The organism is Solidesulfovibrio fructosivorans JJ] (genome assembly GCF_000179555.1).
Taxonomy (GTDB): Bacteria; Desulfobacterota; Desulfovibrionia; order Desulfovibrionales; family Desulfovibrionaceae; genus Solidesulfovibrio; species Solidesulfovibrio fructosivorans.
The window spans coordinates 1-22,530 of record NZ_AECZ01000002.1 but is presented as its reverse complement, the minus strand read 5'-3'; the positions used below and the strand labels follow the sequence as shown (position 1 = coordinate 22,530).

Genomic DNA, 22,530 nt, shown 5'->3' with positions numbered 1-22,530 from the left:
TCATGCCCATCCGCTTCCACAGCCCCTGCGTGTTCGTGCGCGACATGGCGGCCGCCCGCGCCTTTTATGAAGAGGTGTTGGGCCAGACGCCGAGCCTGATCCTCGAAGGCTACGTGGTCTACGCCGGGTTTGCCTTGTGGCGGGCGGACACGGCCGGCACCCACATATTCGGGGACGCCCTGGCCCTGCCGGAGGGGCCCCTTGGCCGGGACAATTTCGAACTCTATTTCGAGACGGAAGAACTGGACGCGGCGTATGCGGCGGTCGCCGCCCGGACCGCGCCGCTTTGCGCCGTCACCGAACAGCCCTGGGGCCAGCGCTGCTTCCGGGCGCGCGACCCGGAAGGGCACATCATCGAGGTGGCCGAGCCCATGGAGACGGTGGTGCGGCGCATGGCCGCCTCGGGTCTGGACGAAGCGGCCATAGGCAAGGCCACGATGATGCCGGCGGCCTTCGTGCGCGCCGCCCTCGGCTCCTAGGAGCTCTCGCGACGCGACGCCTTCGCCTTCTTGCCTTGCCAACCCCGGTCGCGTAGATTATCTCCCCCTTGGACCCGGCCCGGCCGGGTCTTCGGTCTTTTCCACAGGCGCCGGATCACGGCCCCCCAACGAGGTATACCCACAATGCGCATAAGCCCCATCGAGGAAGCCATCGAGGAAATCCGCTCCGGAAGGATGGTTGTTCTCGTCGACGACGAAGACCGCGAAAACGAAGGCGATCTCACCATAGCCGCCGAAAAGGTCACCCCCGAAGCCATCAATTTCATGGCCACCCACGGCCGGGGGCTCATCTGCCTGTCGCTGGCCCCGGACATGGTCGACCAGCTCGGGCTGCCCATGATGACGAACGACAACAAGTCGCCGTTTGGCACCGGGTTCACCGTTTCCATCGAGGCCAAGGTCGGCGTGTCCACGGGCATTTCCGCCTTCGACCGGGCCACCACCATCCTGGCCGCCGTGGCCGACGGCGCCGGTCCCGACGACCTCGTCACCCCGGGCCACATCTTTCCGCTTCGGGCCAAGGAAGGCGGCGTCCTCGACCGGGCCGGCCAGACCGAGGGCTCGGTGGACCTGGCCCGGCTCGCCGGACTCAAGCCCGCCGCCGTCATCTGCGAGATCATGCGCGAGGACGGCAACATGGCCCGCATGCCGGACCTCATGGAATTCGCCGAGAAGCACAACATCAAGATCGCCACCGTGGCCGACCTCATCCGTTACCGCATGAAGTACGGCCGGCTCGCCGTGACTAAGGTGGCCGAAGCCGGATTGCCCACAGCCTTCGGCACCTTCCGGGCCATCGCCTTCGATGCCAGCGAGGACAACAAGACCCATATCGCCCTGGTCAAGGGCGACATCCACCCGGATGAACCCGTGCTGGTGCGCGTGCACAGCGAGTGCCTCACCGGCGACGTGTTCGGGTCGCTTCGCTGCGACTGCGGCAACCAGCTCCACGAGGCCATGCGCATGATCGAGGCCGAGGGCAAGGGCGTCATCCTCTACATGCGCCAGGAAGGCCGGGGCATCGGGCTTGCCAACAAGATCAAGGCCTACGCCCTCCAGGAACAGGGCCTCGACACCGTGGACGCCAACCTGAAGCTCGGCTTCAAGGCCGACCTGCGCGAATACGGCACCGGAGCCCAGATTCTGGTGGCCCTCGGCGTATCCAAGATGCGGCTTATGACCAACAACCCCAAAAAGATCGTGGGGCTGGAGGGCTACGGCCTGGAAGTGGTGGACCGGGTGCCCATCGAGACCTGTCCCTGCGCCGAGAACACCTGCTACCTGACCACCAAGCGCGACCGCATGGGGCATCTGCTCCATCTGCCCGACCAGCAGGCGGCCGAGTAGCCAGGAAGAAGACGTTATTTCGCAATCCCCAAACGGGCGGCCCCGCCCGGGAGAATCGCCATGCAGCACGTGACCACCATCGAAGGCCAGCTTGACGCCAAAGGCCTCAAATTCGCCATCGTCGCCGGCCGTTTCAACGATTTCATCACCGACCGCCTCGTGGGCGGGGCCATCGACTACCTGACCCGCCACGGGGCCGACCGGGACGACATCGCCATCGTGCGCGTGCCGGGCGCGTTCGAGATTCCGCTGGCCGCCAAGAAGCTGGCCGCCTCGGCCAAGTACAACGGCGTCATCTGCCTCGGCGCGGTCATCCGCGGCGCCACCCCCCATTTCGAGTACGTGGCCAACGAGTGCGTCAAGGGGCTCGCCCACGTCATGCTCGAAACGAACGTGCCCGTGGGATTCGGCGTCCTGACCGTGGACACCCTGGAGCAGGCCATCGAGCGCGCCGGCTCCAAGGCCGGCAACAAGGGCGTGGAAGCCTCCGCCGCCGTCCTCGAGATGGTGCGGGTTATGGAGCAACTCTAACCCATGCCCGTCGCCGCCCAAACCGCCATGTCAGAAAAAGCCGCCCCCATGCCAGAAGAAGCCTCCCACAACGGGGACAAGAAGCCCGTTTCCCGCCGCAAGGCGCGCAAGCAGGCCTTCGAGTGCCTCTACGGTCTTATTTTCGAATCCGCCGCCGACGAGCGGTCCCTGCGCCGGGTCTTTGCCCGCTGTCCCCACGACGTGGCCGAAGGCGAGGACGGCTCGGGCCAGGAATTCGCCTGGGAACTCGTCTCCGGCGTCTGGACCAACCAGCGGGAACTGGACGCGCATATCGTGCGTTTTTCCAAGAACTGGAAGCTGTCCCGCATCGCCAAGGTGGAGCTGACCATCCTGCGCCTGGCTGTCTACGAGATCCTCTACCGGTCGGACATTCCGCTGCGCGTGGCCTTAAACGAAGCCATCGAGCTGGCCAAACGCTACGGCGACGAGAACTCCCGCAACTTCATCAACGGCATCCTCGACGCCATCGCCAAGGCCGTTGACAGCGGGGAATTCGAAATCCACAAGGACCTCTAACCCGCACTGCGTCCACGCCGTCGTGCGTGTCCCACAAGCGCCCACGCCAAGGAGCATTTCCCCATGAGCAAGTACGTGCCCGAGGACGTCGAGAAAAAATGGCAGGCCATCTGGGAGGAAGGCGGCCACTTCAAGGTGGAGGCCGATCCCTCCCGCCCCAAGTACTACGTCCTCGAAATGTTCCCCTACCCTTCCGGGCGCATCCACATGGGGCATGTGCGCAACTATTGCATTGGCGACGTGGTGGCGCGCTTCAAGCGCATGGAAGGCAACAACGTCCTGCACCCCATGGGCTGGGACGCCTTCGGCATGCCGGCCGAAAACGCGGCCATCAAGCACAAGCTGCACCCCGCCGCCTGGACGCTCTCCAACATCGAGTCCATGCGCACGCAGATCAAGCGCCTTGGCTATTCCTACGACTGGCGCCGGGAGCTGGCCACCTGCCATCCCGACTACTACGTCCATGAGCAGCGCTTTTTCCTAAAGCTTTTGGAAAAAGGCCTCGTCTACCGCAAATATTCGCCCCAGAACTGGTGCGAGACCTGCGGCACGGTGCTGGCCAACGAGCAGGTCATCGACGGCTGCTGCTGGCGCTGCGACCAGCCGGTGGTGCAAAAGGACCTGGAGCAGTGGTTTTTGCGCATAACCGCCTATGCCGAGGAGCTGCTCGACGACCTGGCCCAGCTCGTCGGCGGCTGGCCCGAGCGCGTGCTCACCATGCAGCGCAACTGGATCGGCAAGTCGGTTGGCGCGGAGCTGACCTTCAAGCTGGCCGAGCCCGTCGAGGGGGCCGATTCCGTAAAGGTCTTCACCACCCGCCCGGACACGCTGTTTGGGGCCACCTTCATGAGCCTGGCCGCCGAGCATCCGCTGGTGCAAAAGCTTATCAAGGGCAAGCCCCAGGAAACGGCGGTCAACGCCTTCGTCGAATCCGTGCGCAACATGGACCGCATCGTGCGCGGGGCCGACGATCTGGAAAAGGAAGGCGTTTTCACCGGGGCCTCCTGCATCAACCCGGCGACCGGAAAGCCCATCCCCATCTACGTGGCCAACTTCGTGCTCATGGGCTACGGCACGGGCGCGGTCATGGCCGTTCCGGCCCATGACCAGCGCGACTTCGAGTTCGCCCGCAAGTACGACCTGCCGCTTAAGGTCGTCATCGCGCCCGAGGGCGAAACCCTCGATCCGGCCGCCATGGAGGCCGCCTACAGCGATCCGGGCAAACTCGTCGATTCCGGCGAGTTCACCGGCCTGCCAAACGAAGAGGCCAAGGGCAAAATCATCGACTGGCTGGCCGAAACCGGACGCGGCACCAAAAGCGTCAACTACCGGCTTCGCGACTGGAACATCTCGCGCCAGCGCTACTGGGGCGCGCCCATTCCGGTCATCTACTGCGACAAATGCGGCGTGGCGCCGGTGCCGGAAAAGGATCTGCCCGTGGAGCTGCCGCGCGACCTGTCGCTTTTGCCCGACGGCCGCTCGCCGCTTCCGGTGTCCAAGTCCTTTACCGACGTTGCCTGCCCGGTCTGCGGCGGCCCGGCCCGGCGTGAAACGGACACCCTTGACACCTTTTTCGAGTCCTCGTGGTATTTCATCCGCTTCGCTTCGGCGAGGGACCGGGACCGGCCCTTCGATCCCGAGGCCACCAAGTACTGGCTGCCCGTGGACCAGTACATCGGCGGCATCGAGCACGCCATTTTGCACCTGCTCTACTCGCGCTTTTTCGTCAAAGCGCTGCGCGACCTGGGCTACCTCACCTTCGACGAGCCTTTCGCCAACCTGCTGACCCAGGGCATGGTCATCAAGGACGGCTCGAAAATGAGCAAGTCCAAGGGCAACGTGGTGGACCCCGACGATATGATCGCCAAGTACGGGGCCGACACGGTGCGGGTGTTCATCCTTTTCGCCGCGCCGCCGGAAAAGGACCTGGACTGGAGCGACACGGGCATCGAGGGCGCGTCGCGGTTCCTTTCGCGGCTGTGGCGGCTGGTGACCGAGGAGCTTGCGGCGGTCCTGTCGCCGGTCGCGGCCTGCGCGCCGGCCGGGGAACTCGGCCAGGGCGGCCTGCCGGAACTCTTCGCCGAACTGCGGCGTCGCGAGCATGCCACGGCGGCCAAGGCCGGGGCGGACATCCGCGAACGGTTCCAGTTCAACACCGCCATCGCGGCGGCCATGGAGCTGGTCAATTTCCTGTATGCCAACGTGGAGACGCTGAAATCCGAGCCCAAGGGGGCCAAGGCCGTCTCCTCGGCCGTGGCCACGCTTCTGACCGTGCTTTCGCCCATCGCGCCGCACATCTGCGAGGAGCTGTGGCAGCAAATCGGACACAAGACGCTGCTGCTCGACCAACCCTGGCCGACCCATGATCCGGCCGCCCTGGTCACCGACGAGGTGGAAGTGGTGGTGCAGGTCAACGGCAAGCTGCGCGGCAAGGTGTGCGTGGCGCGCGACGCGTCCAAGGCGGACCTGGAAAAGGCGGCGCTGGCCGACGCCAACGTGGCCAAGCACCTCGACGGCAAGACCGTGCGCAAGGTCATCGTGGTGCCCGGCAAGCTGGTCAACGTGGTTGTCGGGTAGAGAATTATTTTTTCCAATAAAAAAGCGGCAGACCTGAGGTCTGCCGCTTTTTTATTGACAACAAATAATATGTTATATCTTATCGCCTCGGCATGGCCCTCTCAGAATTAGAAGAATACAAGTGTATTAGGCAAGAAACCAAATCCGAATACGACCTTCTCTCAGGAAGGCTCGGTTGGCTTCTGTCCTCGCATGCATTCCTTTTTTCGGCCATGGCGTTGGGAATAAAATCAGATATATTTAATACGTTACAGAATTCATCGACAATTTTTATCCAATCAATTGGGAAAATTTATATAATAAAATCAAGTATATTTTTCCCTATACTTGCATGGCTTGGCCTAATTGTCTCAGAAGCAACTTTAATCAGTATCTTTGGAGCGTTATTGCGAATTTCCATTTGGGAAGCCAAGGAAGTATCTTTTCTTAAAAAAAATCGACAAAAATATGCAAACACACAATAAGGGGAGGTGACAGTCTCATCCATCTTTTTGGCCTTTCTTCTGGTCTAGTTATTCCTGCAACAATCGCCACATCCTGGATACTCTTATTACTACCAGAAGAACTTATCAAGAATGAACACCTATTGCCAGACTTCTTATATATTATTTCTTGCCATTTAATTCTAATCTCAGCGGCAACTACTGCTATAGAGTGGAAATATAAAGCTCACTACGCTTTTTTCACTCAATACAAATCATTACACATCATGCTATTTTCTGTCTTATACGCAACTGCAATAAGCAACAGCGTCTGGACTGTCATGAAACTTCTTTTTCTTTTCGAACTCTACACACTTGGAAGTTACATTGGAAAGTATGTCTACCAACAAGGCAATGCCACTGATACTTGCCTAGAAAACTCTACACCTTGTGACAGCAAGTGTTCTATACCATTATCTAAAGATCATAATCTTAACATAAATTCCGGAAAATCAGGAGAGAAAAATCAATCTTCTATTTTCGGTGAAATTGGTGAGAGGGCTATAAGGCAAAATACTTATAAAGTTGTATTACGAAATCCTCTCTTTAAGATACCTCGCAATTGGAAAAAGCACGGCACGCATCACGCACGAGCAACCATCAAATAGAAGGGGGGCTCTGCAATCCCTTTGCAAATAGCCTCACATTTTCTCATGCTATTCTAAGCAGATACCCTCAGACAGCTTGATCTCCCCGCCCTTACGGAACAATCGCCGTCAGCACGTAGACCCCGAAAATCACCAGCAGCACCGCGCCCTGCAAAATCGTGGTGCGCCCGGTGCCGAGGGACAGCACCGAAACGAAAAGCGACAAGATGAAAAGCACCGTCGCCTTCATGTCGATGCCGAGCGACAGCGGCATGCCGGTGACGAGCGACACCAGGGCCACGGCCGGAATCGTCAGGCCGATGCTGGCCAACGCCGACCCCAGCGCCAGGTTGAGGCTCGTCTGCAACCGGTTGCAGTGCGCCGCCCGCACCGCCGCCGTGCCCTCGGGCAGCAGCACGATGGCCGCGATGATCACGCCGACGAAAGACGTGGGCGCGCCGATGGCCTCCGTCACCGCCTCCAGGGTCGGGGCCAGCGCCTTGGCCAAAAGCACCACCGCCCCCAGACATCCGAGAAGCAGCCCGGCGGCGAAAAACGCGCCTCGCGTGGACGGCGGCGCGGCATGGACGTCATCGCCCGCGCCATCGCCCTCGGCCAGAAAATAGCAGCGGTGCCGCACATTCTGGACCAGCAGAAAGGTGCCGTAGAGGATCGCCGAGACAATGGCGATAAAAACGAGCTGCGCCTTGCTGTAGACCGGGCCGGGCACGCTCGTGGTGTAGTTGGGCAAAATCAGCGTCAAAACGGAGATGGCGACGAGCGTCGTCAGCGCGGCCCGCACGCCGTCGGCGCGAAAGACCTGCTCCTTGTGCAACACCCCGCCCTCGAGCAGGCACAAGCCGACAATGGCGTTTAAAATGATCATCACCGCCGCGAACACCGTGTCCCGCGCCAGCCCCGAGGCCTCAGGCCCCCCGGCCACCATGAGCGAAACGATGAGCGCCACCTCGATGATGGTGACCGCAACGGCCAGCACCAGGGACCCGAACGGCTCACCCACCCGATGGGCCACGACCTCGGCATGGTGCACGCCGGCAAAGACGCTCCACAAAAGCCCGGCCATGAGCACAGCGGCATAGACGGAGCCGCCAAGGCCAAGCAGCACCCCGGCCAAAAGCGCCCAGGCAACGACCGGAGCCGCCACCGTCCAACGCGGAAACAGGCTGGTTTTCGTCATACCCAGCCTGTAAACCAGGATGGAGCCGTTTGGCAAAACGCTCCGGCGGGAAAGGGAAGTTGCGCGCCCGGACTACCGCTTCGCCGGTTCGCTGGCGGCGGGGCCGTCGCCAGCCCGTACACGCGGCTCAGGCGAAGGCTTGGCGAAACGCAGCCGCAACGGCGCGCCGGTCAACACCGAAAAAAGCCTCGGCACATACAGCGCCAGCCCCCAGCCGAGCAGCGAAAGCCCCACAATGGCCGCAAGCCCGACCGCGGGATAGGCGACAAGCTGGCCCAGTGTGGAGGCGGGTTGCCACACCCGCATGAGCAAGGCCTGCGAGACGGACACCGTGGGCTCATGGGTGAGGAACACGAAAAAGCTCATGGCCGCCATGCGGTGCAGCATCCGGCTGCCCTTGACCCACCGCTGGCGCGAGATGCACCAGAACGCGGCCACGCCCACGATTTGGTACGCCTTGTTGAGGCCCGCCTGGGCAGGCGCATCGAGCCCAAGCCACGGCTGCAATCCGAGCACGACGAGAAAACCGGCGAACAGAGGCAGCACATACCTGTCCCAACCGGCCGTATCGCGCAGGTTGACCCGCATCCTGACCAAAAGCCCGCCGGCGTAAAAGGCGAAGAAAAACCCCGGCAGGGAGTAATCCTGGTCCGGCGCGCCCAGAAACCACCAAAGCCCGAGCAACACCAGCCCCCCCAGGGGCAGCCAGCGGAAAAACACCAAAAACAGGGGGGTGGCCGCAAAGACAAAAAGCAAGTCGCGCAAGAACCACAACGGATAGTTGAGCGGCGGCGTGCCGATGCCGAGAAGCTTTTGCACAATGCCGGCGTTGAGAACGAAGCTTTTGGAAGCGAAAAACGGAATGCTGCCAACGCCCAGCAGCCAGGCGATCCAGATGCCGTTGAAAATAAGCAGCGGCACGCCGATGGCGATGACCTTGCCGCGCAACAACCGGCCATAGGCCGCGGGCGTCGCCTCGAGCTTGCGCAAAAGCAGAAAACCCGAGATGGCGAAAAAAAGCGGAATGACCGCGCAGTCCAAGCCCTGGTTGATCATGGCCAGGACGAAGGTGACGACGGGCGAGGCGAGAGGCACGCTGCCGCCGATCCACCGGCCGCCGTGGCACAGCACGATCAGGCCGATGAGGATGGCGCGCAACACGTCGATGCGCGCGGAGACATCCGGGTCGATGGGATCACGCACGGGGCCGAGGGGCGGTTTGGCGAGGGAAAGAAGGGAAGGCAAGCAGGCTCCTGGTTTTTCGGCGGTCGCTGATTTTGCGGGTCACATGCGTCGGGCGACGCACCATGCCATAGAATATTGGCGTCACCAACACAATCTCGGTTACTGTGACAACTTTCGTTGCGGCGCTTCCCTTGTCTCGATATGACGCATGGGCTACCTTATGAGGCCGTATCGCAGTTCCTGCCGGGTTTCTCCGTGCACAACACCAAAATCGTCTACAAACGAGGGATGTTATGCCGTTTGATGCCGCGCTTTGGACCAGGATTGCCCATGATGACGCCGCAATCTACCTGCGCCCCGACGCGCCGGACTGGTTTGTGCCCAATGCCGCCGGAGACGCCGCCTTGCTGGCGGCCGGAGACGGCCTGCGCCCCGACATTGAAGCATCTATTTTCCTGGAACGCCTGCCCGACAACCCGCCCGCGCCCTATGCCGGCCGGGCCGCCGCCCTGCCCCTGACCGGACTGGCCGAACTGTGGCTCCACGTCACGGACCGGTGCAATCTGGCCTGCCGCCACTGCCTTTTCTGCTCCGGCCCGGCCGCGACCCGCGAGTTGTCCACGGCGACGGCGCTTTCGCGCATCGCCCAGGCCAGGGCCCTCGGCTGCCGGGTGTTCGCGCTGACCGGCGGCGAACCGTTTCTCCACCCCGGCTTCGAGGCCATCCTCGACGCCGCCCTGGCCGATCCGGCCGCCCATGTGGTGGTGCTCACCAACGGCACGGGATTTGGCGACGCCACCCCGGGCCTTGCCCGCTGGCCCCGGGAGCGGCTCCATTTCCAGGTGAGCTGCGACGGCTTGCAGGCGCGCCACGACGCGCTGCGCGGCGCCGGCGCGTTCACCCGCCTTCTGGCCGATGTCCGCGCGGCCCGCGCCCTCGGCTACGGCGTGACGCTCTCCTTTTGCCCCACGCGCGACAACCTGGCCGACTTGCCGGGGGTCGTTACCGTGGCGGCGGACGTCGGCGCGGCCGGGCTCCATCTCATGTGGCATTTCACCGTGGGCCGGGCGGAACACGACGACCAGCCGGACCTGGACGCGCTCTACCGCAGCGTGGTCGCCGCGGCCGAGCAGGCCGAAGCCCGGGGGCTTGGCATCGACAATCTCGAAGCCCTGGCCACCCAGGTCTTCGCCCCGGTCGGCACGCGCCACGACGGCACCACCGCCGGCTACACGTCCGTGGCCGTGGGGCCGGACGACAAGCTCTACCCCAGCCCGGCGCTCATCGGCGTGGACGCCCTGGCCACGCCCATAAGCGACGCGGCCGGCGGCCTGGAAGCGGCCTGGAGGGGCAGCCCGGTGCTGGCCGGCCTGCGCGAGGCCACCTGCGCCGCGTCCGACGCGCCCTGGCGCTTCATTCTCGGCGGCGGCGACCCGGACCACTCCTACCGGCACAGCGGCACGTTTTCGGGCCATGATCCCTATCAGCCGCTGCTCGAGCGGTTGGCCACCTGGATGATCGCGCGCGAATCCCGGGTCGTTTCCCCGCGACTGCCCGCCGGGCGGCCGGGGCTTGCGCTCAAGATGGGCGAGATGCACGAAAGCTGCCATGCCCACGGCGAGGTGGCCCTGGCCCACACCAACTGCCTGCTGTCCATCGCCGACGCCGGCAGCCTGTCGCAGATCAAGGCTTTCTACACCGAGGCGGCGGCGGTGGAAAAAGGCGACATCGTCAACCCGGTCCACTATCCGCTGGACATGGTGGAGCATATCCCCGAGCGCTACCGGGTGCGTGGCTACGGCTGCGGCTCGCCCATCGCCGACGCCGGGCTCTCCCCTGGCGAGACCATGGTGGACCTCGGCTGCGGGGCCGGGGTGGAATGCCTGATCGCCGCCAAAAAGGTGGGCGCGAAAGGCCGGGTCATCGGCCTGGACATGCTGCCGGCCATGCTGGCCCGGGCGCGCACGGCGGCGGGGGCCACGGCCGAGGTTCTGGGCTATGCCAACGCGGTCTTTTTCCAGGGCTACCTGGAGGCCATGCCCCTTGCCGACGCCACGGCCGATTGCGTGACGTCCAACTGCGTGCTCAACCTCTCCACGCGAAAGCGCCGGCTCTACGCCGAGATTTTCCGCATCTTGAAGCCCGGCGGGCGCATCGTCTTTTCCGACGTGGCCACGGAAACACCGGCCACGGCCGCCATCTGCAACGACCCGACGCTTCGCGGCGAGTGCATCTCCGGGACGCTGACGCAAAAGGACCTCGTCGCCATCCTGGAGGAATCCGGGTTCGTCGGCATCCGCTTTCTGCGGCGCTTCCCGTATCGCGTGGTGCAGGACCACCAGTTCTACTCGGTCACGGTGGTGGCGCGAAAGCCGCAGCCCGCGCCCGTGCGGCGCAAGGTGCTCTACCGGGGGCCGTTTAGGGCCATCGTCACGGCCTCGGGCGAGGTGTTGCGGGCGGGCGAGGTGAAGGAAATCGCGCTCCATGAGGAAGACCGGCGCGCGGAGGCGATTTTCGTGTTGGACGAGGCGGGCCGCATCGCCAATCCGGAATTCGACGCCGGGACCAATTCCTGCGGCTGCGGCACGCCGGCCGAACCGTCGGAGGAAGTCGCCGCGCTGCTGCAAAAGCTCCCCACCCACGACAGACTCGCCGAATTCAACCTCGCCCCGCCGGCACAGCAATAGGGGGCGGGATGCGACCGGGGGGAAACCTTTCTTGCGGAAAGGTACTCCCCCCGGCCCCCCTTTCCAAAGACTTTTAATCGTGACGGGCTGTTACTCCCAAGCAGACCGTCACGATTAAAAGCGTCTCACAACTATCCCTGGCCACCTTTGCGATGGAATTCGGGAATAAAGTGCGTTACAGCACTTTATGTCCATACTCGTTTCTCCGGCGACCCCGCGCCGAGTTCCAATAATTGTCGTCTGAAACCACCCGCTGTCCGAAAGGATTCGAGTCATGAAGAATACGAACGCTTCATTTGCCAAGTATGGTTCGCTGGCCATGCTTATGGTGGCTCAAATAGGAACCTGCGGCGACAATTCCACAATGAACCTGATCACGAACGCCTTGATCGGATCGTTCCAGGCGACAATGAACCAGATCCAGCTGGCCAATATCATCTATTCGCTCGTCACCGGGGCGCTGATGATGTTCGGCGGCATGCTTGGCTTGGCCATCGGCTGGAAGAAGAATTACATCATCGGTTCAGTCATATTGGTCGTTGGCGAAATCTCTCTCGCCCTCGCGCCCAATATGGTTTTTCTTTGCTGGGTCAGCAGGGTGTTGTGCGGCCTTGGCGCGGCGTTGCTTGTGCCCTCGATACTGGGACTTTGCGTCGTGCTCTATGAAGGCAAGGATCGGGCGCTGGCCTTCGGCAGCATGGGGGCGGCCACCGGACTCTCCTCGATTCTCATCCCCCCCCTGGCCGGATACGTCATCAGCGGGGCGGGCTGGCGCTGGGCCTTCGCGGGACTCGCCGCCTACTTCGCCGTGGAGGCGCTCCTCGCCCAGGTCATCCTCCCGGAGGATAAAAAATCCGATTCCGGGATCAGGCTCGATTACCGTGGGGCGATTCTGGCGGCCGTGGGACTGCTCGGCCTGATCTACGGCATCACGCAAATCTCGGTCTGGGGGATGATCCGTCCGATCTACGCGCCCTTTGTCGTCTTCGGCATGTCGCCGGCCCTGCTCGTCGTGTTGGCCGGGGGGGTGTTTCTGGTCTGGCTGTATTTTTTCGAAAGAAATGTCGAAAAGCGGTACCAGTCGTGCCTGCTTCCCTCGTCCTATACCAGCACCAGCCAGGTCCGCGACGGCCTGCTTTTGACCAGCTATCTGTACATCTGCTTCGGCACGGTGGGATTTCTGGTGGTCACCTGGGCGCAGCTGGTCGCCGGCTATACGCCCACCGCCTCGGGCCTGCTCACCATCGCCATGGCCGTGCCGATGATTTTGTTTTCGATGGGCATCCCGAAGCTGTGCTACAACATCTCGCCGCACAGCATTTGCAAAAGCGGCATCGTCATCACCGGGCTCGGCTGTCTCTGCCTGTGGATCGGCGTGAATATCAAGGGAATAAACGACTGGTTCATCGTCGGACTCTTCTTGCTCGGAGCGGGACAAGGCTTTGTCGCCTCCCAGTCCTCCATGATCATCGCCCAGGCGGTCAATGCCCGCGACGCCGCCCAATCGGGCGGCATACAGGCCTCGACGCGCAACGTGGGGCAGGCCCTGGGCGTCGCCGTGATCGGCATGGTGCTTCTTTTCTCCTTAAGCGGCGCCTTCAAATACAACATCGAGCAATTGCCGATCACCCCGGCCCTGAAGCGGGAAGCCCAGCGGGTGAAGATGTATCAGCTGCAATCCGACCACGATTTTGAAGCGCTTCTGGTGAAGCACGCGATACCAGCCCAGGATACGCCGCGGATCATGAGCGCCTACCGCGAGGCCCGGCTGACGGCCATGCGGCGGGCCATCGGGGCGCTGTTCGTGGTGGTCGTTTTGCACCTCTTCGGCCTTGGCGCGGTGCCGCGCGCGCCCTTTTCCCAGCAGCGCTAACGCGGCGGCGTAGCCAACGGGACGGCGTCCACGGCGAGGACCTCCTCCCGGATCGCCCCGCCCTACTCGCCGCAAGCCTTCTTCATTTTGCGAAAAATGGTCGTGCGGTCGAGGCCGAGGCGTTTGGCCGCCTCGTTGACCGAGCCGAAGTGGTCGATGGCCCGCTCCAGGTAGTCGCGTTCGAAGACGGCCAGCACTTCCTTATAAGGACGCTCCCAGTCCATGGGCACGGCCACGGCCGATCCGGTGGGGACCTCGACCGGCACGGGCACGTCCGGGCCGCCCATGGCCGCCGCCGGCACCACCGGTCCGCCGGTCGCCGCCGCCGGCAGCAGGCATTCCTTGATCCGCATGGGGGTCGGCAGGTCGTCGGCCGTGATCTCGCTGTCGCAAGTGATGACCAGCCCCTCGATCAGGTTTTCCAGCTCGCGCACGTTGCCCGGCCAGTTGTAATGGGCCAGCACCCGCTCGGCCTCGAGGGACAACGTGGCCCGCTTGCGGTAGCGCGAGCCGAAGCGCTGGAGAAAAAGCCGGGCCAGGGGCAGGATGTCGTCCGGCCGGTCGCGAAGCGGCGGGATTTCCAGCACCGCCACCCGCAGCCGGAAAAAAAGGTCGCTGCGAAACGTGCCCATGCGGGCCTCGGCCTCGAGGTTGCGGTTGGTGGCCGCGATGACCCGCACGTTGATCTTGCGCGCCTTGCTCGAGCCGACCGGCATCACCTCGCGGTCCTGCAACACGCGCAAAAGCTTGGATTGGAGCAGAAGCGGCATCTCGCCGATCTCGTCGAGAAAGATCGTCCCGGCCTCGGCCATCTCGAAAAAGCCCACCCGCCCCTTGGGATGCGCGCCGGTAAAGGCGCCCGGGGCATAGCCGAACAGCTCGGATTCGATGAGATTTTCCGGGATCGAGGCGCAGTCCACCTTGACGAACGGCTTGTCGCGCCGGGGGCTCGCCTCGTGGATCATGCGGGCGAAAAGCTCCTTGCCCACCCCCGTCTCGCCGAGCACCAACGCCACGGCGTCCGTGGCCGCCACCCGCCGCAGCAGGTCCATCAGCCGCTTCATGGACGAATTCTCGGCGATGAAGTTGGTGATGCCCCCACCCTCGCGGATGAAGAAATCCATCTGGTGCTGGTAGGTCTCGATCAGCTCCTGCTGGCGCGAGATGCGCTCGCGCATGCGGGCCATGAGCGTGATGTCCCGGGCGTAGAGCACGACCAGGCTCACCTTGCCGTCCGGGTCGCGCACCGGCTTGCCGTCGATGGTCATGGACCGGTTGTCGCGCGTGACCTGGATGGAGGAGGCCGGGCGGCCGGTGGCCACGATCTCGGGGGTGATGGGCGCGATGTTGAACAGCCCGGCTTTTTTGAGCTCCTCGACGTTTTTGCCGACGAGTTCGGGCTTGGTCATGCCGGTGAGTTGCTCGTAGGCGGCGTTGACCTTGAGGGCGTACCCTTCGTGGTCGGTGATGAGCACGCCGTCCTCGATGCTGTCGAGGATGGCGTCGAGGTTGCGGGCCACAGGGTCAGCCGGCAATTGTACTTTTTTTCTCAAGTCTGGCCTCGTATTGCCTCGGCTTCGTCACATTTTTCTCAAACCGCGGCTTTGGCCTTTGTGCAATACCGCAACCTGAGGCAAAAACGCAACATCCCTTCTTTCCTCTAACAGGCTCATTTTCCTTGGTTTCGCAAAAAATCCCCCGGAACCTCGGATGCGTTTTTGCAACATGCCATATTCCTTTCGGTGCGATCATCAGACCAATACAAGGAATCATCTATTATTTCAAAATGATACGCTGCATGGCACACCGGTTGCTTAAAGAGAGGCAACACGCAAGACGCAAAACAAAAAAGCAAACGGACCGAATCATAAAGGAGACCGCCATGACCGCTCCCGAAACCATCACCACGGTTCTTCCGATCGTAGCCCCCCTGACCCGGTACACCGTCGAAGGCGTGAGCGAATGCTCCCCCTGCGGCCGGGCCATCAAGGTGCAGCTGCTCATCGAAAACGACGTGATCATCGATGCCGGCGGGGCGGTCGAAAGCTGCAATTTCACCCGCGAGTGCACCGCCGCCCTGCTCGCCACCGTGATCGGCATGAACGTCTACGACGCCCAGGCCGTCTCCACCGAAGATTTCCAGCCGCGCATGACCAGCGTCGTCGAACACCTCGGCTGCGACAACTGGCCCGTGGCCGCGCTTCGCATCGCGCTGCGCAACTACCGCCTTCAGGAAGCGGCCTAGGCACCCCGCTTCCTTCGCCCGGACGCCCGTTTGACCCACGCGGGCGGTCGGGGGCAAGCCGGGGGACGTCCGCCGCTAGCGTCCCCCGGCTTTTTTCTATCCCAACGCGTTCCGGCCGCCCAGCTTTGACATTCCCCCGCCCCTTTCGTAGATTCTATACGATTGATCCGTCTTCGCCCACACCTCGGACCAGGAGACGCCCATGCCAGCCGACGCCACTCCGGACCTCCACCTGGAGTCCCTTGGCGATGATATCCGCCGCCATATCCTGTCCAACCTCGGCAACGACATCTATCCCCCCGACCCGTTCCGCTATTTCACCGGCCTGGCCTACGCCATCCGCGACCGCCTCATCCGCATGTGGCTCGCCACCCAGGCGACCTACTACGACACCATGTCCAAGCGGGTCTATTACCTGTCCATGGAGTTCCTCCCCGGCCGGTTCCTCATGAACTACGTCACCAACATGGGCCTGGAGGACGGCTGCCGCAAAACAGCCGAGGCTTTGGGCTACAGGCTCGAGGACCTGGCCGAGGAGGAGCGCGACGCCGGGCTTGGCAACGGCGGGCTCGGGCGGTTGGCCTCCTGCTACATGGACTCCATCGCCACCATGCGCATCCCCGGCTACGGCTACGGCATCCTCTACGACTACGGCCTGTTCCATCAGACCATCGTGGGCGGCTGGCAGGAGGAAAGGGCCGACAACTGGCGACGCCACGGCAGCCCCTGGGTCATCGACCGGGTGGAGCACCTCTACGAAGTGCGCTTCAACGGCAAAAGCGAAGCCTACCACGACGACAAGGGCAACCTGCGCTACCGCTGGGTCGACGCGGACACGGTCATGGCCATGCCCTGCGACATCCTCATCCCGGGCCACGACGGCAAACACGTCACCAACATGCGCCTTTGGGCCGCCGCCTCGTCCCAGGGCTTCTCCCTGCGCGATTTCAACCAGGGCGATTTCGTCGGGGCCATGCAGGCCAAGATCCTGTCCGAAAACATCTCCAAGGTCCTCTACCCCAACGACGAGCCCGTGGCCGGCAAGGAACTGCGCCTCAAGCAGCAATACTTCCTGGTCGCCGCCACCTTGCGCGACATCCTGCGCCGCCACAAGAAATCCGGCCCGTCCTTCGACGCCTTCGCCGACCAGGTGGCCATCCAGCTCAACGACACCCACCCCACCATCGCCGTGGCCGAACTCATGCGCATCCTCGTGGACGAGGAGTTCCTGCCCTGGGAAGAGGCCTGGGACATCTGCCGGCGCACCTTCGCCTACACCAACCACACCGTCCTGCCCGAAGCGCTGGAAACCTGGCCGCTCGACCTCATGGGACGCGTGCTGCCCCGCCATGTGGAAATCATCGCCGAGATCGACCGCCGGTTTCAGGAGGAAATCCGGGCCAAGTACCCCGGCGACGAGGGCAAGATCTGGCGCATGGCCATCATCGACCGGGGCTCCTCGCGCGTGCGCATGGCCAACCTGGCCATCGTCGGCAGCCACGCCGTCAACGGCGTGGCCAAGCTCCACTCCGACATCCTGCGCGAAAAGGTCTTCCCCGACTTCGACGCCTTCTACCCCGGCAAATTCACCAACGTCACCAACGGCATCACCCCGCGCCGCTGGCTGCTCCAGGCCAATCCGGCGCTTTCAAGGCTCATCACCGACCGTATCGGGCCGGACTGGGTCACGGAACTCACGCGCCTGACCGAGCTGATTCCCCTGGCCGAGGACCCGGACTTCCGGAAAGCCTGGCGCGACGCCAAACGCGAAAACAAAAAACGCCTCGCCCGCTACGTGCTGCGCAAGATCGGCCTCGGCATCAACCCCGGCTCGCTCTTCGACGTCCAGGTCAAGCGCATGCACGAATACAAGCGCCAGCTCCTAAACGTCCTGCACGCCGTCACCCTCTACAACCGCCTGCGCCGCGACCCGTCGCTTCCCGTGCCGCCGCGCACCATCCTCATCGGCGGCAAGGCCGCTCCCGGCTACTTCATGGCCAAGCGCATCATCCGGCTCATCACCGCCGTGGCCGAGACCATAAACGCCGACAACGCCATGAAAGGCCGGCTGCGCATGCTCTTTTTGCCCAACTACTGCGTGTCGCAAGCCGAAAAGGTCATCCCCGCCGCCGACCTGTCCCAGCAAATCTCCACCGCCGGCATGGAGGCCTCGGGCACCGGAAACATGAAATTCGCCCTCAACGGCGCGCTCACCATCGGCACCCTCGACGGGGCCAACATCGAAATCATGCAGGAAGTGGGCGCGGACAACATCTTCATCTTCGGCCTAACCGCCCCCGAAGTCGAAGCCGCCCGGGCCGGGGGCCTCGACCCGCGCCGCCGCGTGGCCGACGACCCGGAACTGGCCGAAGCCCTGGACATGATCGGACGCGGCTACTTCGTCCCGAACGAACCCGACCTGTTCGCCCCCATCGTCGACAATCTGCTGGGCCACGGCGACTACTACTGCATAACCGCCGACTACCGCCCCTGCATCGAAGCCCAGGACCGGGTCAACGCCCTTTACCTCGACCCCGAAGCCTGGACCCGCACCTCCATCCTCAATACCGCCAACATGGGCTATTTCTCCAGCGACCGCGCCGTCATGGAATACGCCCGCAACATCTGGCGCATCGCCCCGCTCGGCGAATAGCGGAGGGCGGGAAGAAGGGAGGAAGGGAGCGGGGCTCCGCCCCGGACCCTGGCAGGGGCGCCGCCCCGGACCCCGCCGAGGGGCCACGGGCCCCCCGGGCCCCCCTTCTCGGCTCTGGCCTGGCGAGGATGACGTTGGCTGGCGAGAGGGCGGCTGGATAAAGATGGAGTCGGAATTTGTCGGGACGCTGCCGCCGCTTCGCGGCAGGCTCGTCCCAAGCAAATTCCGACTCCACCACGCCGGTCGCCCCAAAGGGGCGACATTCGGAAAGCTGTTTTCTTAAAATGCGGCGCTTCGCCGCTGGCGCGGTTGTTGCCGCAATCGTGTCCGGCGTCGAGGCGCGAAGCGCCTCGTGTCGCCGGGCCGATTGCGGCAACAAGACAAACACGAACACCACCAACCCCACTCCCGCCTTACCATCCCAACCCGGTAAAGGGGGGTCCGGGGGGCATCAAGCCCCCCGGCGGAGAGGTGCAGGAGAGGCGGAGCCTCTCCTGCCGGGTCCAGGGCGGAGCCCTGGCCTGGCAGCCCCCCCGTTACACCGGGCAGTCGCCCTGGCCGAGGCAGTAGTCCTCGACGAAGCGGCCGATCTGGATGCCGAGGGAGACGCACTGGATGCCGTTTTGGCAGTCGTCGGCGTCTTTTTTGGACAGGTGGGTGGACAGGGTATGCTTGCCGTGGGTCATGGTGACGAGCCAGTCGCCGGTGGCCGCGTCTTCGGCCACGGACACGGCGATGCCGTGTTTGCTTATTTCGGGGTACAGGGAGGCGATGGACTGGGCCAGTTTTTTCGGATCGGACATGGGGAGGCTCCTTTGCAACGCATGGTTCAAGGGCGTCTGCCATGGGGCAGGCGTAAAAAGGACCTTGCCTATTGTCTGACCGAAAGCGACGGCGGGGTCAACAAGCGGCGGGGATCAGGCGTCGCGGGCGAGCAGGAGCCGGTTGACGTCCATTTCGGGCCGGATGTCGCTCGAGATATGGAAGAAGGCGTAAAGGTCGCGCAGGCGCAGCTCGTCGGCCACGGCCGGCACGGGGTTGGCGAGGATGAGGCGTCGGCCTTTGGTGGCCAGGGCGGTTTGCAGCCGCACCAGGGCGCCGACGCCGCAGCTGTCCATGGCCGGGACCTGGCTCAAGTCCAGCACGCTGACGGCGATGCGGCCGAGGCTGGCAGCTTCGAGGATGGCGGCTTCGAGTTCCAGGGCCTGCTGGCCGCCGAGCACGGCGTCCATTCGGGCCCACAGGACGCCCTGGCTGTTGGTGAGGGTGATGCGGCTCATGGATGGCGGTTGTTCCGTGGTCATGGGGCCGGGCCGGGGCTGGGATGCACCCGTCACCGCGACGCGACCGTTCGGTCACAATAGTCGAAAGCCGCCGTCACAGGCAAGGCAAAGCGAGATTTTGGATGAAATCCTTTTAAAACAAATTGTTAACGTGAAGAAATCCTTCTTGAAAAGGTCCATTCCTCTCGCGCGCGCCCTTTCCCGGGTTTGCCGGCAGGCAGGGGTTGGCGCGGACAACAGCCTGTCGCCATTGAAAATCCTGGGAGGGTGGCCCGGGGAAAATCCCGTTGTGGGGCGAGGCTTCCCCCGAACGCCGCAAACAAAAACGCGCCGGCGGAGCCGGCGCGTCGGGATCATGAAGCGGGGGGATGGCGGGCTATTTGTAATAGGAGAGGAGGTTGAAGGAGGAGTAGCCGTTGTCCGGATTTTCGGCGTAGCGGCAACCCAGGCTGTTGTCCTCATCCTTGAAGTGAATGTCTTTTTGGGAATTGCGATAAAAGGAGCACTCGTTGTTGTTGCAAACGAGAATTTCGCCCCAGCCCGATTCCGGGGGCCCCAGCCAGGACTCGAGTTTCGCCCCGCAATGCGGGCAATAGCGGTCTTCAAGCATCTGCGTCTCCTTGTGCGCGCATCAGCCGCCGGGTGGACGGCCGGAAGCTTTCTGGAAAATAGGCACGATCGGGCGGGCGTCAACCGCCCGGACCGCGTCGGCGGCCCGGACGGCGTACGCGAAAGACTAGAAGTTGTCTTTGGCCCAGTACAGCAGGTGGTGGTTGGCGGCGAGGCGGTCGATGACGCTTTGGGCCTGAGCGTCGTCGATGGGATGCACGCGGATGTAGACCGTGCGCCGGCCGGGGGCGGCCTCGTCATAGGACGTCAGGATGCTGATGATGCGCACGTCGTGGGTCTTGAGGTCGTCGAGCACGCTTTTGAGGCTGCCCGAGATGTCGGGCAGGTCCAGGGCGAATTGCAGGCCGCCGTTCAAGACGCCGGTGATACTGACGAGCACCTTGAAGATGTCGCTGTCAGTGATGACGCCGACCACTTTGTTGTCGTCGTCGACGACGGGCAGCCCGCCGACGTTGTGGCGCAAAAGCAGCACGGCCGCCTTTTCCACGGTGTCGTCCGGCGTGACGGCGACCACGGTCTTGGTCATGATGTCGCCGATCTTTATTTCGGAAAGCAGGTAGTACAGCTCATGCATGTCAAGCGTCGTGGCCTTGGAGGGCGAGGCTTCCTTGATGTCCCGATCGGACACGATGCCGACCAGCCGGCCGTTGTCGTCCACGACGGGCAGCCTATGGTACCCGTTTTCCTTCATCATTTTCGCCGCCTTCATGATGGAGGTGGCGGGCTTGGCCGTGACCGGGGATTTGCTCATCCAATCCTTAATCAGCATGTGCGTCTCCTTGTCGGTCCTTGAGGATGGGCCGCTTGTGGTATATGGCCCGGGTGTCACGCGGCGGCGAAGCGCCGGCAACGGTCACTTCCTTATACGTGATTGCGCCGTGATTTCAAGCCATTCACCCCTCTCCCGGGCAACGAAAGGAAACCATCCATCATGAAGGCATTGGTCTATCGCCGCAGCGTCGCGCGCTATCTCGCCTGCGCCGCCGCCTCGCGGATCGCGCCCAGGCGCTTTTTTCCCTGGCTGGCCCCGCTGGGCCTGGCCACCGTGCCCTTCGATCCGCCCAAGGGCTGGCTGCCGCTTGTTCCCCGGATGTGCGGCATCTGCGGCTCGGACCTCGGGCTCTTGCGCGGCAAGGAATCGCCGCTGCTCGAACCCTACGCCAGCCTGCCCTTCATTTTGGGCCACGAGATGGTGGCCGGTCTGGCCGAGGACGCGCCGGAAATCGGCCTTGCCGCCGGGGCGCGGGTGGTGGTCGAGCCGGGACTCCCCTGCGCCGTGCGGGGATTGCCCCCGTGCGGACCGTGCAGCCAGGGGCATTACAACCGCTGCGAGCGTTTTCTCGACGGCGACCTGCCGCCGGGGTCGTTTCTGGGCTTTACCCGCCGCGCCGGCGGGGCCATGGCCGAACGCACGGCCGCGCATCCTTCGCGCATCCTGCCGGTGCCGGACGGACTCTCCGACGAGGAGGCGGTGCTGACCGACTCCCTGGCCTCGGCGCTCCAGCCCGTGCTCGAGCATTTCCCGGCCCCGGGGGCGACGGTGCTGGTCATGGGCGCGGGCATCTTGGGCCAGCATGTGGTGCGCTGCCTGCGCGGGCTCGGCAGCGACGCCAAAGTGCTGGTCACGGCGCGCCATCCCGCGCAGGCGGCCCTGGCCGAGGCCGGCGGCGCGGACGCCATCGTTCGGGCGAAAAACAAAAAGGATCTGGCCGCGGCCGTCGACGGGCGCTTCGTGGCCACGAGCCTCGGCGGCGGCAACATCGAGGGCGGCGTGGACATGGTCTTCGACTGCGTGGGCGCGTCGTCCACCTTCGAGACCGGGCTGCTGGCCCTTCGCGCCGGCGGCAAATACGTCATGGTCGGAGCCGGGGCGCGCCTGAAGGATGTGGATATTTCCAGCCTGTGGTTCCGGGAGCTGACCGTGGCCGGGTCGTCGGGCTGCGCCGAAGCGCCCGATCCGCGCCGCCCCGGGCAGCGCGTGCGCACCTACGCCCTGGCCCTCGAACTTCTCGCCTCGGGCCGCTACCCGACCGAGGGCCTGCTCACCCACACCTTCCGCCTGGAAGCCTACGCCGACGCCTTTCGCACCGCCTTCGACAAGCGCGCCACAGGCAGCGTCAAGGTGGCGTTCGATTTAAGGTAGGAGGAGGTGGGACGCCTCCGGCGGCCGGGGGGAAACTTTTTGAAAAAAGTTTCCCCCCGGACCCCCCTTCAA

The 22,530-nt window shown here is 63.7% G+C and carries 19 protein-coding genes; 11 read left to right on the top strand and 8 right to left on the bottom strand.

The features are described 5' to 3' along the window. Positions 1-2 precede the first annotated feature (2 nt). The 6 genes from DESFRDRAFT_RS01595 (at position 3) to DESFRDRAFT_RS21730 (ending at position 6,582) form a co-directional block, all read left to right on the top strand. Positions 3-479: a VOC family protein gene (locus DESFRDRAFT_RS01595; protein ID WP_005990463.1), complete on the top strand. Its 477-nt coding sequence runs from the start codon at positions 3-5 to the stop codon at positions 477-479. Positions 480-623: 144 nt separating this feature from the next. Further along, positions 624-1,847, top strand: coding sequence for a bifunctional 3,4-dihydroxy-2-butanone-4-phosphate synthase/GTP cyclohydrolase II (locus DESFRDRAFT_RS01590; RefSeq protein ID WP_005990462.1), 1,224 nt, complete (start codon positions 624-626; stop codon positions 1,845-1,847). Between the two features lie 60 nt (positions 1,848-1,907). Further along, positions 1,908-2,378 carry a 6,7-dimethyl-8-ribityllumazine synthase gene (gene ribH, locus DESFRDRAFT_RS01585; protein ID WP_005990460.1) on the top strand — a complete coding sequence of 157 codons (471 nt, stop codon included), beginning with the start codon at positions 1,908-1,910 and terminating at the stop codon, positions 2,376-2,378. A gap of 48 nt (positions 2,379-2,426) precedes the next feature. Further along, entirely contained in the window at positions 2,427-2,915 is a 489-nt protein-coding gene (nusB, locus tag DESFRDRAFT_RS01580; RefSeq protein WP_043793612.1) for a transcription antitermination factor NusB, read from the top strand. 63 nt (positions 2,916-2,978) lie between these two features. After that, entirely contained in the window at positions 2,979-5,492 is a 2,514-nt protein-coding gene (gene leuS, locus DESFRDRAFT_RS01575) for a leucine--tRNA ligase (protein WP_005990456.1), read from the top strand. A gap of 763 nt (positions 5,493-6,255) precedes the next feature. Further along, the gene (locus DESFRDRAFT_RS21730; RefSeq protein WP_144004880.1) at positions 6,256-6,582 is read left to right on the top strand and encodes a hypothetical protein; all 327 of its coding nucleotides are present in this window, start codon (positions 6,256-6,258) and stop codon (positions 6,580-6,582) included. Between the two features lie 91 nt (positions 6,583-6,673). Here the strand turns inward: DESFRDRAFT_RS21730 and DESFRDRAFT_RS01570 are convergent, their stop codons facing one another. Continuing rightward, on the bottom strand, positions 6,674-7,759 hold the full coding sequence (locus tag DESFRDRAFT_RS01570) for a calcium:proton antiporter (protein ID WP_005990454.1): 1,086 nt from the start codon (positions 7,757-7,759) through the stop codon (positions 6,674-6,676). A 72-nt stretch (positions 7,760-7,831) separates the two neighbouring features. After that, positions 7,832-9,004, bottom strand: coding sequence for an acyltransferase family protein (locus DESFRDRAFT_RS01565; protein ID WP_005990452.1), 1,173 nt, complete (start codon positions 9,002-9,004; stop codon positions 7,832-7,834). A 233-nt stretch (positions 9,005-9,237) separates the two neighbouring features. On the opposite strand from DESFRDRAFT_RS01565, the gene DESFRDRAFT_RS01560 reads away from it, so the two are divergent. Together DESFRDRAFT_RS01560 and DESFRDRAFT_RS01555 are read left to right on the top strand one after the other, a co-directional pair. Then, entirely contained in the window at positions 9,238-11,631 is a 2,394-nt protein-coding gene (locus DESFRDRAFT_RS01560) for a methyltransferase domain-containing protein (protein WP_005990450.1), read from the top strand. Between the two features lie 274 nt (positions 11,632-11,905). Then, complete coding sequence (locus DESFRDRAFT_RS01555; RefSeq protein ID WP_005990448.1) at positions 11,906-13,504, top strand: MFS transporter; 1,599 nt, start codon at positions 11,906-11,908, stop codon at positions 13,502-13,504. A gap of 62 nt (positions 13,505-13,566) precedes the next feature. Here DESFRDRAFT_RS01555 and DESFRDRAFT_RS01550 read toward each other — a convergent pair whose 3' ends face one another. Together DESFRDRAFT_RS01550 and DESFRDRAFT_RS22475 are read right to left on the bottom strand one after the other, a co-directional pair. Further along, the gene (locus DESFRDRAFT_RS01550) at positions 13,567-15,057 is read right to left on the bottom strand and encodes a sigma-54 interaction domain-containing protein (protein WP_005990446.1); all 1,491 of its coding nucleotides are present in this window, start codon (positions 15,055-15,057) and stop codon (positions 13,567-13,569) included. Positions 15,058-15,084: 27 nt separating this feature from the next. Continuing rightward, entirely contained in the window at positions 15,085-15,231 is a 147-nt protein-coding gene (locus DESFRDRAFT_RS22475; protein ID WP_158306958.1) for a hypothetical protein, read from the bottom strand. Positions 15,232-15,386: 155 nt separating this feature from the next. Between DESFRDRAFT_RS22475 and DESFRDRAFT_RS01545 the strand changes: the two genes are divergently transcribed. Then, positions 15,387-15,749, top strand: coding sequence for an iron-sulfur cluster assembly scaffold protein (locus tag DESFRDRAFT_RS01545; protein WP_005990445.1), 363 nt, complete (start codon positions 15,387-15,389; stop codon positions 15,747-15,749). A gap of 202 nt (positions 15,750-15,951) precedes the next feature. Then, the gene (locus DESFRDRAFT_RS01540; protein WP_005990444.1) at positions 15,952-18,402 is read left to right on the top strand and encodes a glycogen/starch/alpha-glucan phosphorylase; all 2,451 of its coding nucleotides are present in this window, start codon (positions 15,952-15,954) and stop codon (positions 18,400-18,402) included. Between the two features lie 536 nt (positions 18,403-18,938). Here DESFRDRAFT_RS01540 and DESFRDRAFT_RS01535 read toward each other — a convergent pair. The 4 genes from DESFRDRAFT_RS01535 to DESFRDRAFT_RS01520 form a co-directional block, all read right to left on the bottom strand. Beyond that, a complete protein-coding gene (locus DESFRDRAFT_RS01535; protein WP_005990443.1) occupies positions 18,939-19,205 on the bottom strand; it encodes a hypothetical protein in 267 nt (88 codons plus the stop codon). Between the two features lie 114 nt (positions 19,206-19,319). After that, positions 19,320-19,682 (bottom strand): STAS domain-containing protein, encoded by a 363-nt coding sequence (locus DESFRDRAFT_RS01530; RefSeq protein ID WP_005990442.1) that lies wholly within the window; start codon positions 19,680-19,682, stop codon positions 19,320-19,322. Between the two features lie 379 nt (positions 19,683-20,061). Continuing rightward, complete coding sequence (locus DESFRDRAFT_RS01525) at positions 20,062-20,295, bottom strand: hypothetical protein (protein ID WP_005990441.1); 234 nt, start codon at positions 20,293-20,295, stop codon at positions 20,062-20,064. A 126-nt stretch (positions 20,296-20,421) separates the two neighbouring features. After that, entirely contained in the window at positions 20,422-21,084 is a 663-nt protein-coding gene (locus DESFRDRAFT_RS01520; RefSeq protein ID WP_005990440.1) for a CBS and ACT domain-containing protein, read from the bottom strand. A gap of 162 nt (positions 21,085-21,246) precedes the next feature. Here DESFRDRAFT_RS01520 and DESFRDRAFT_RS01515 point away from each other — a divergent pair, with 162 nt between their 5' ends. After that, positions 21,247-22,458, top strand: coding sequence for a zinc-dependent alcohol dehydrogenase (locus DESFRDRAFT_RS01515; RefSeq protein ID WP_005990439.1), 1,212 nt, complete (start codon positions 21,247-21,249; stop codon positions 22,456-22,458). Positions 22,459-22,530 lie beyond the last annotated feature (72 nt).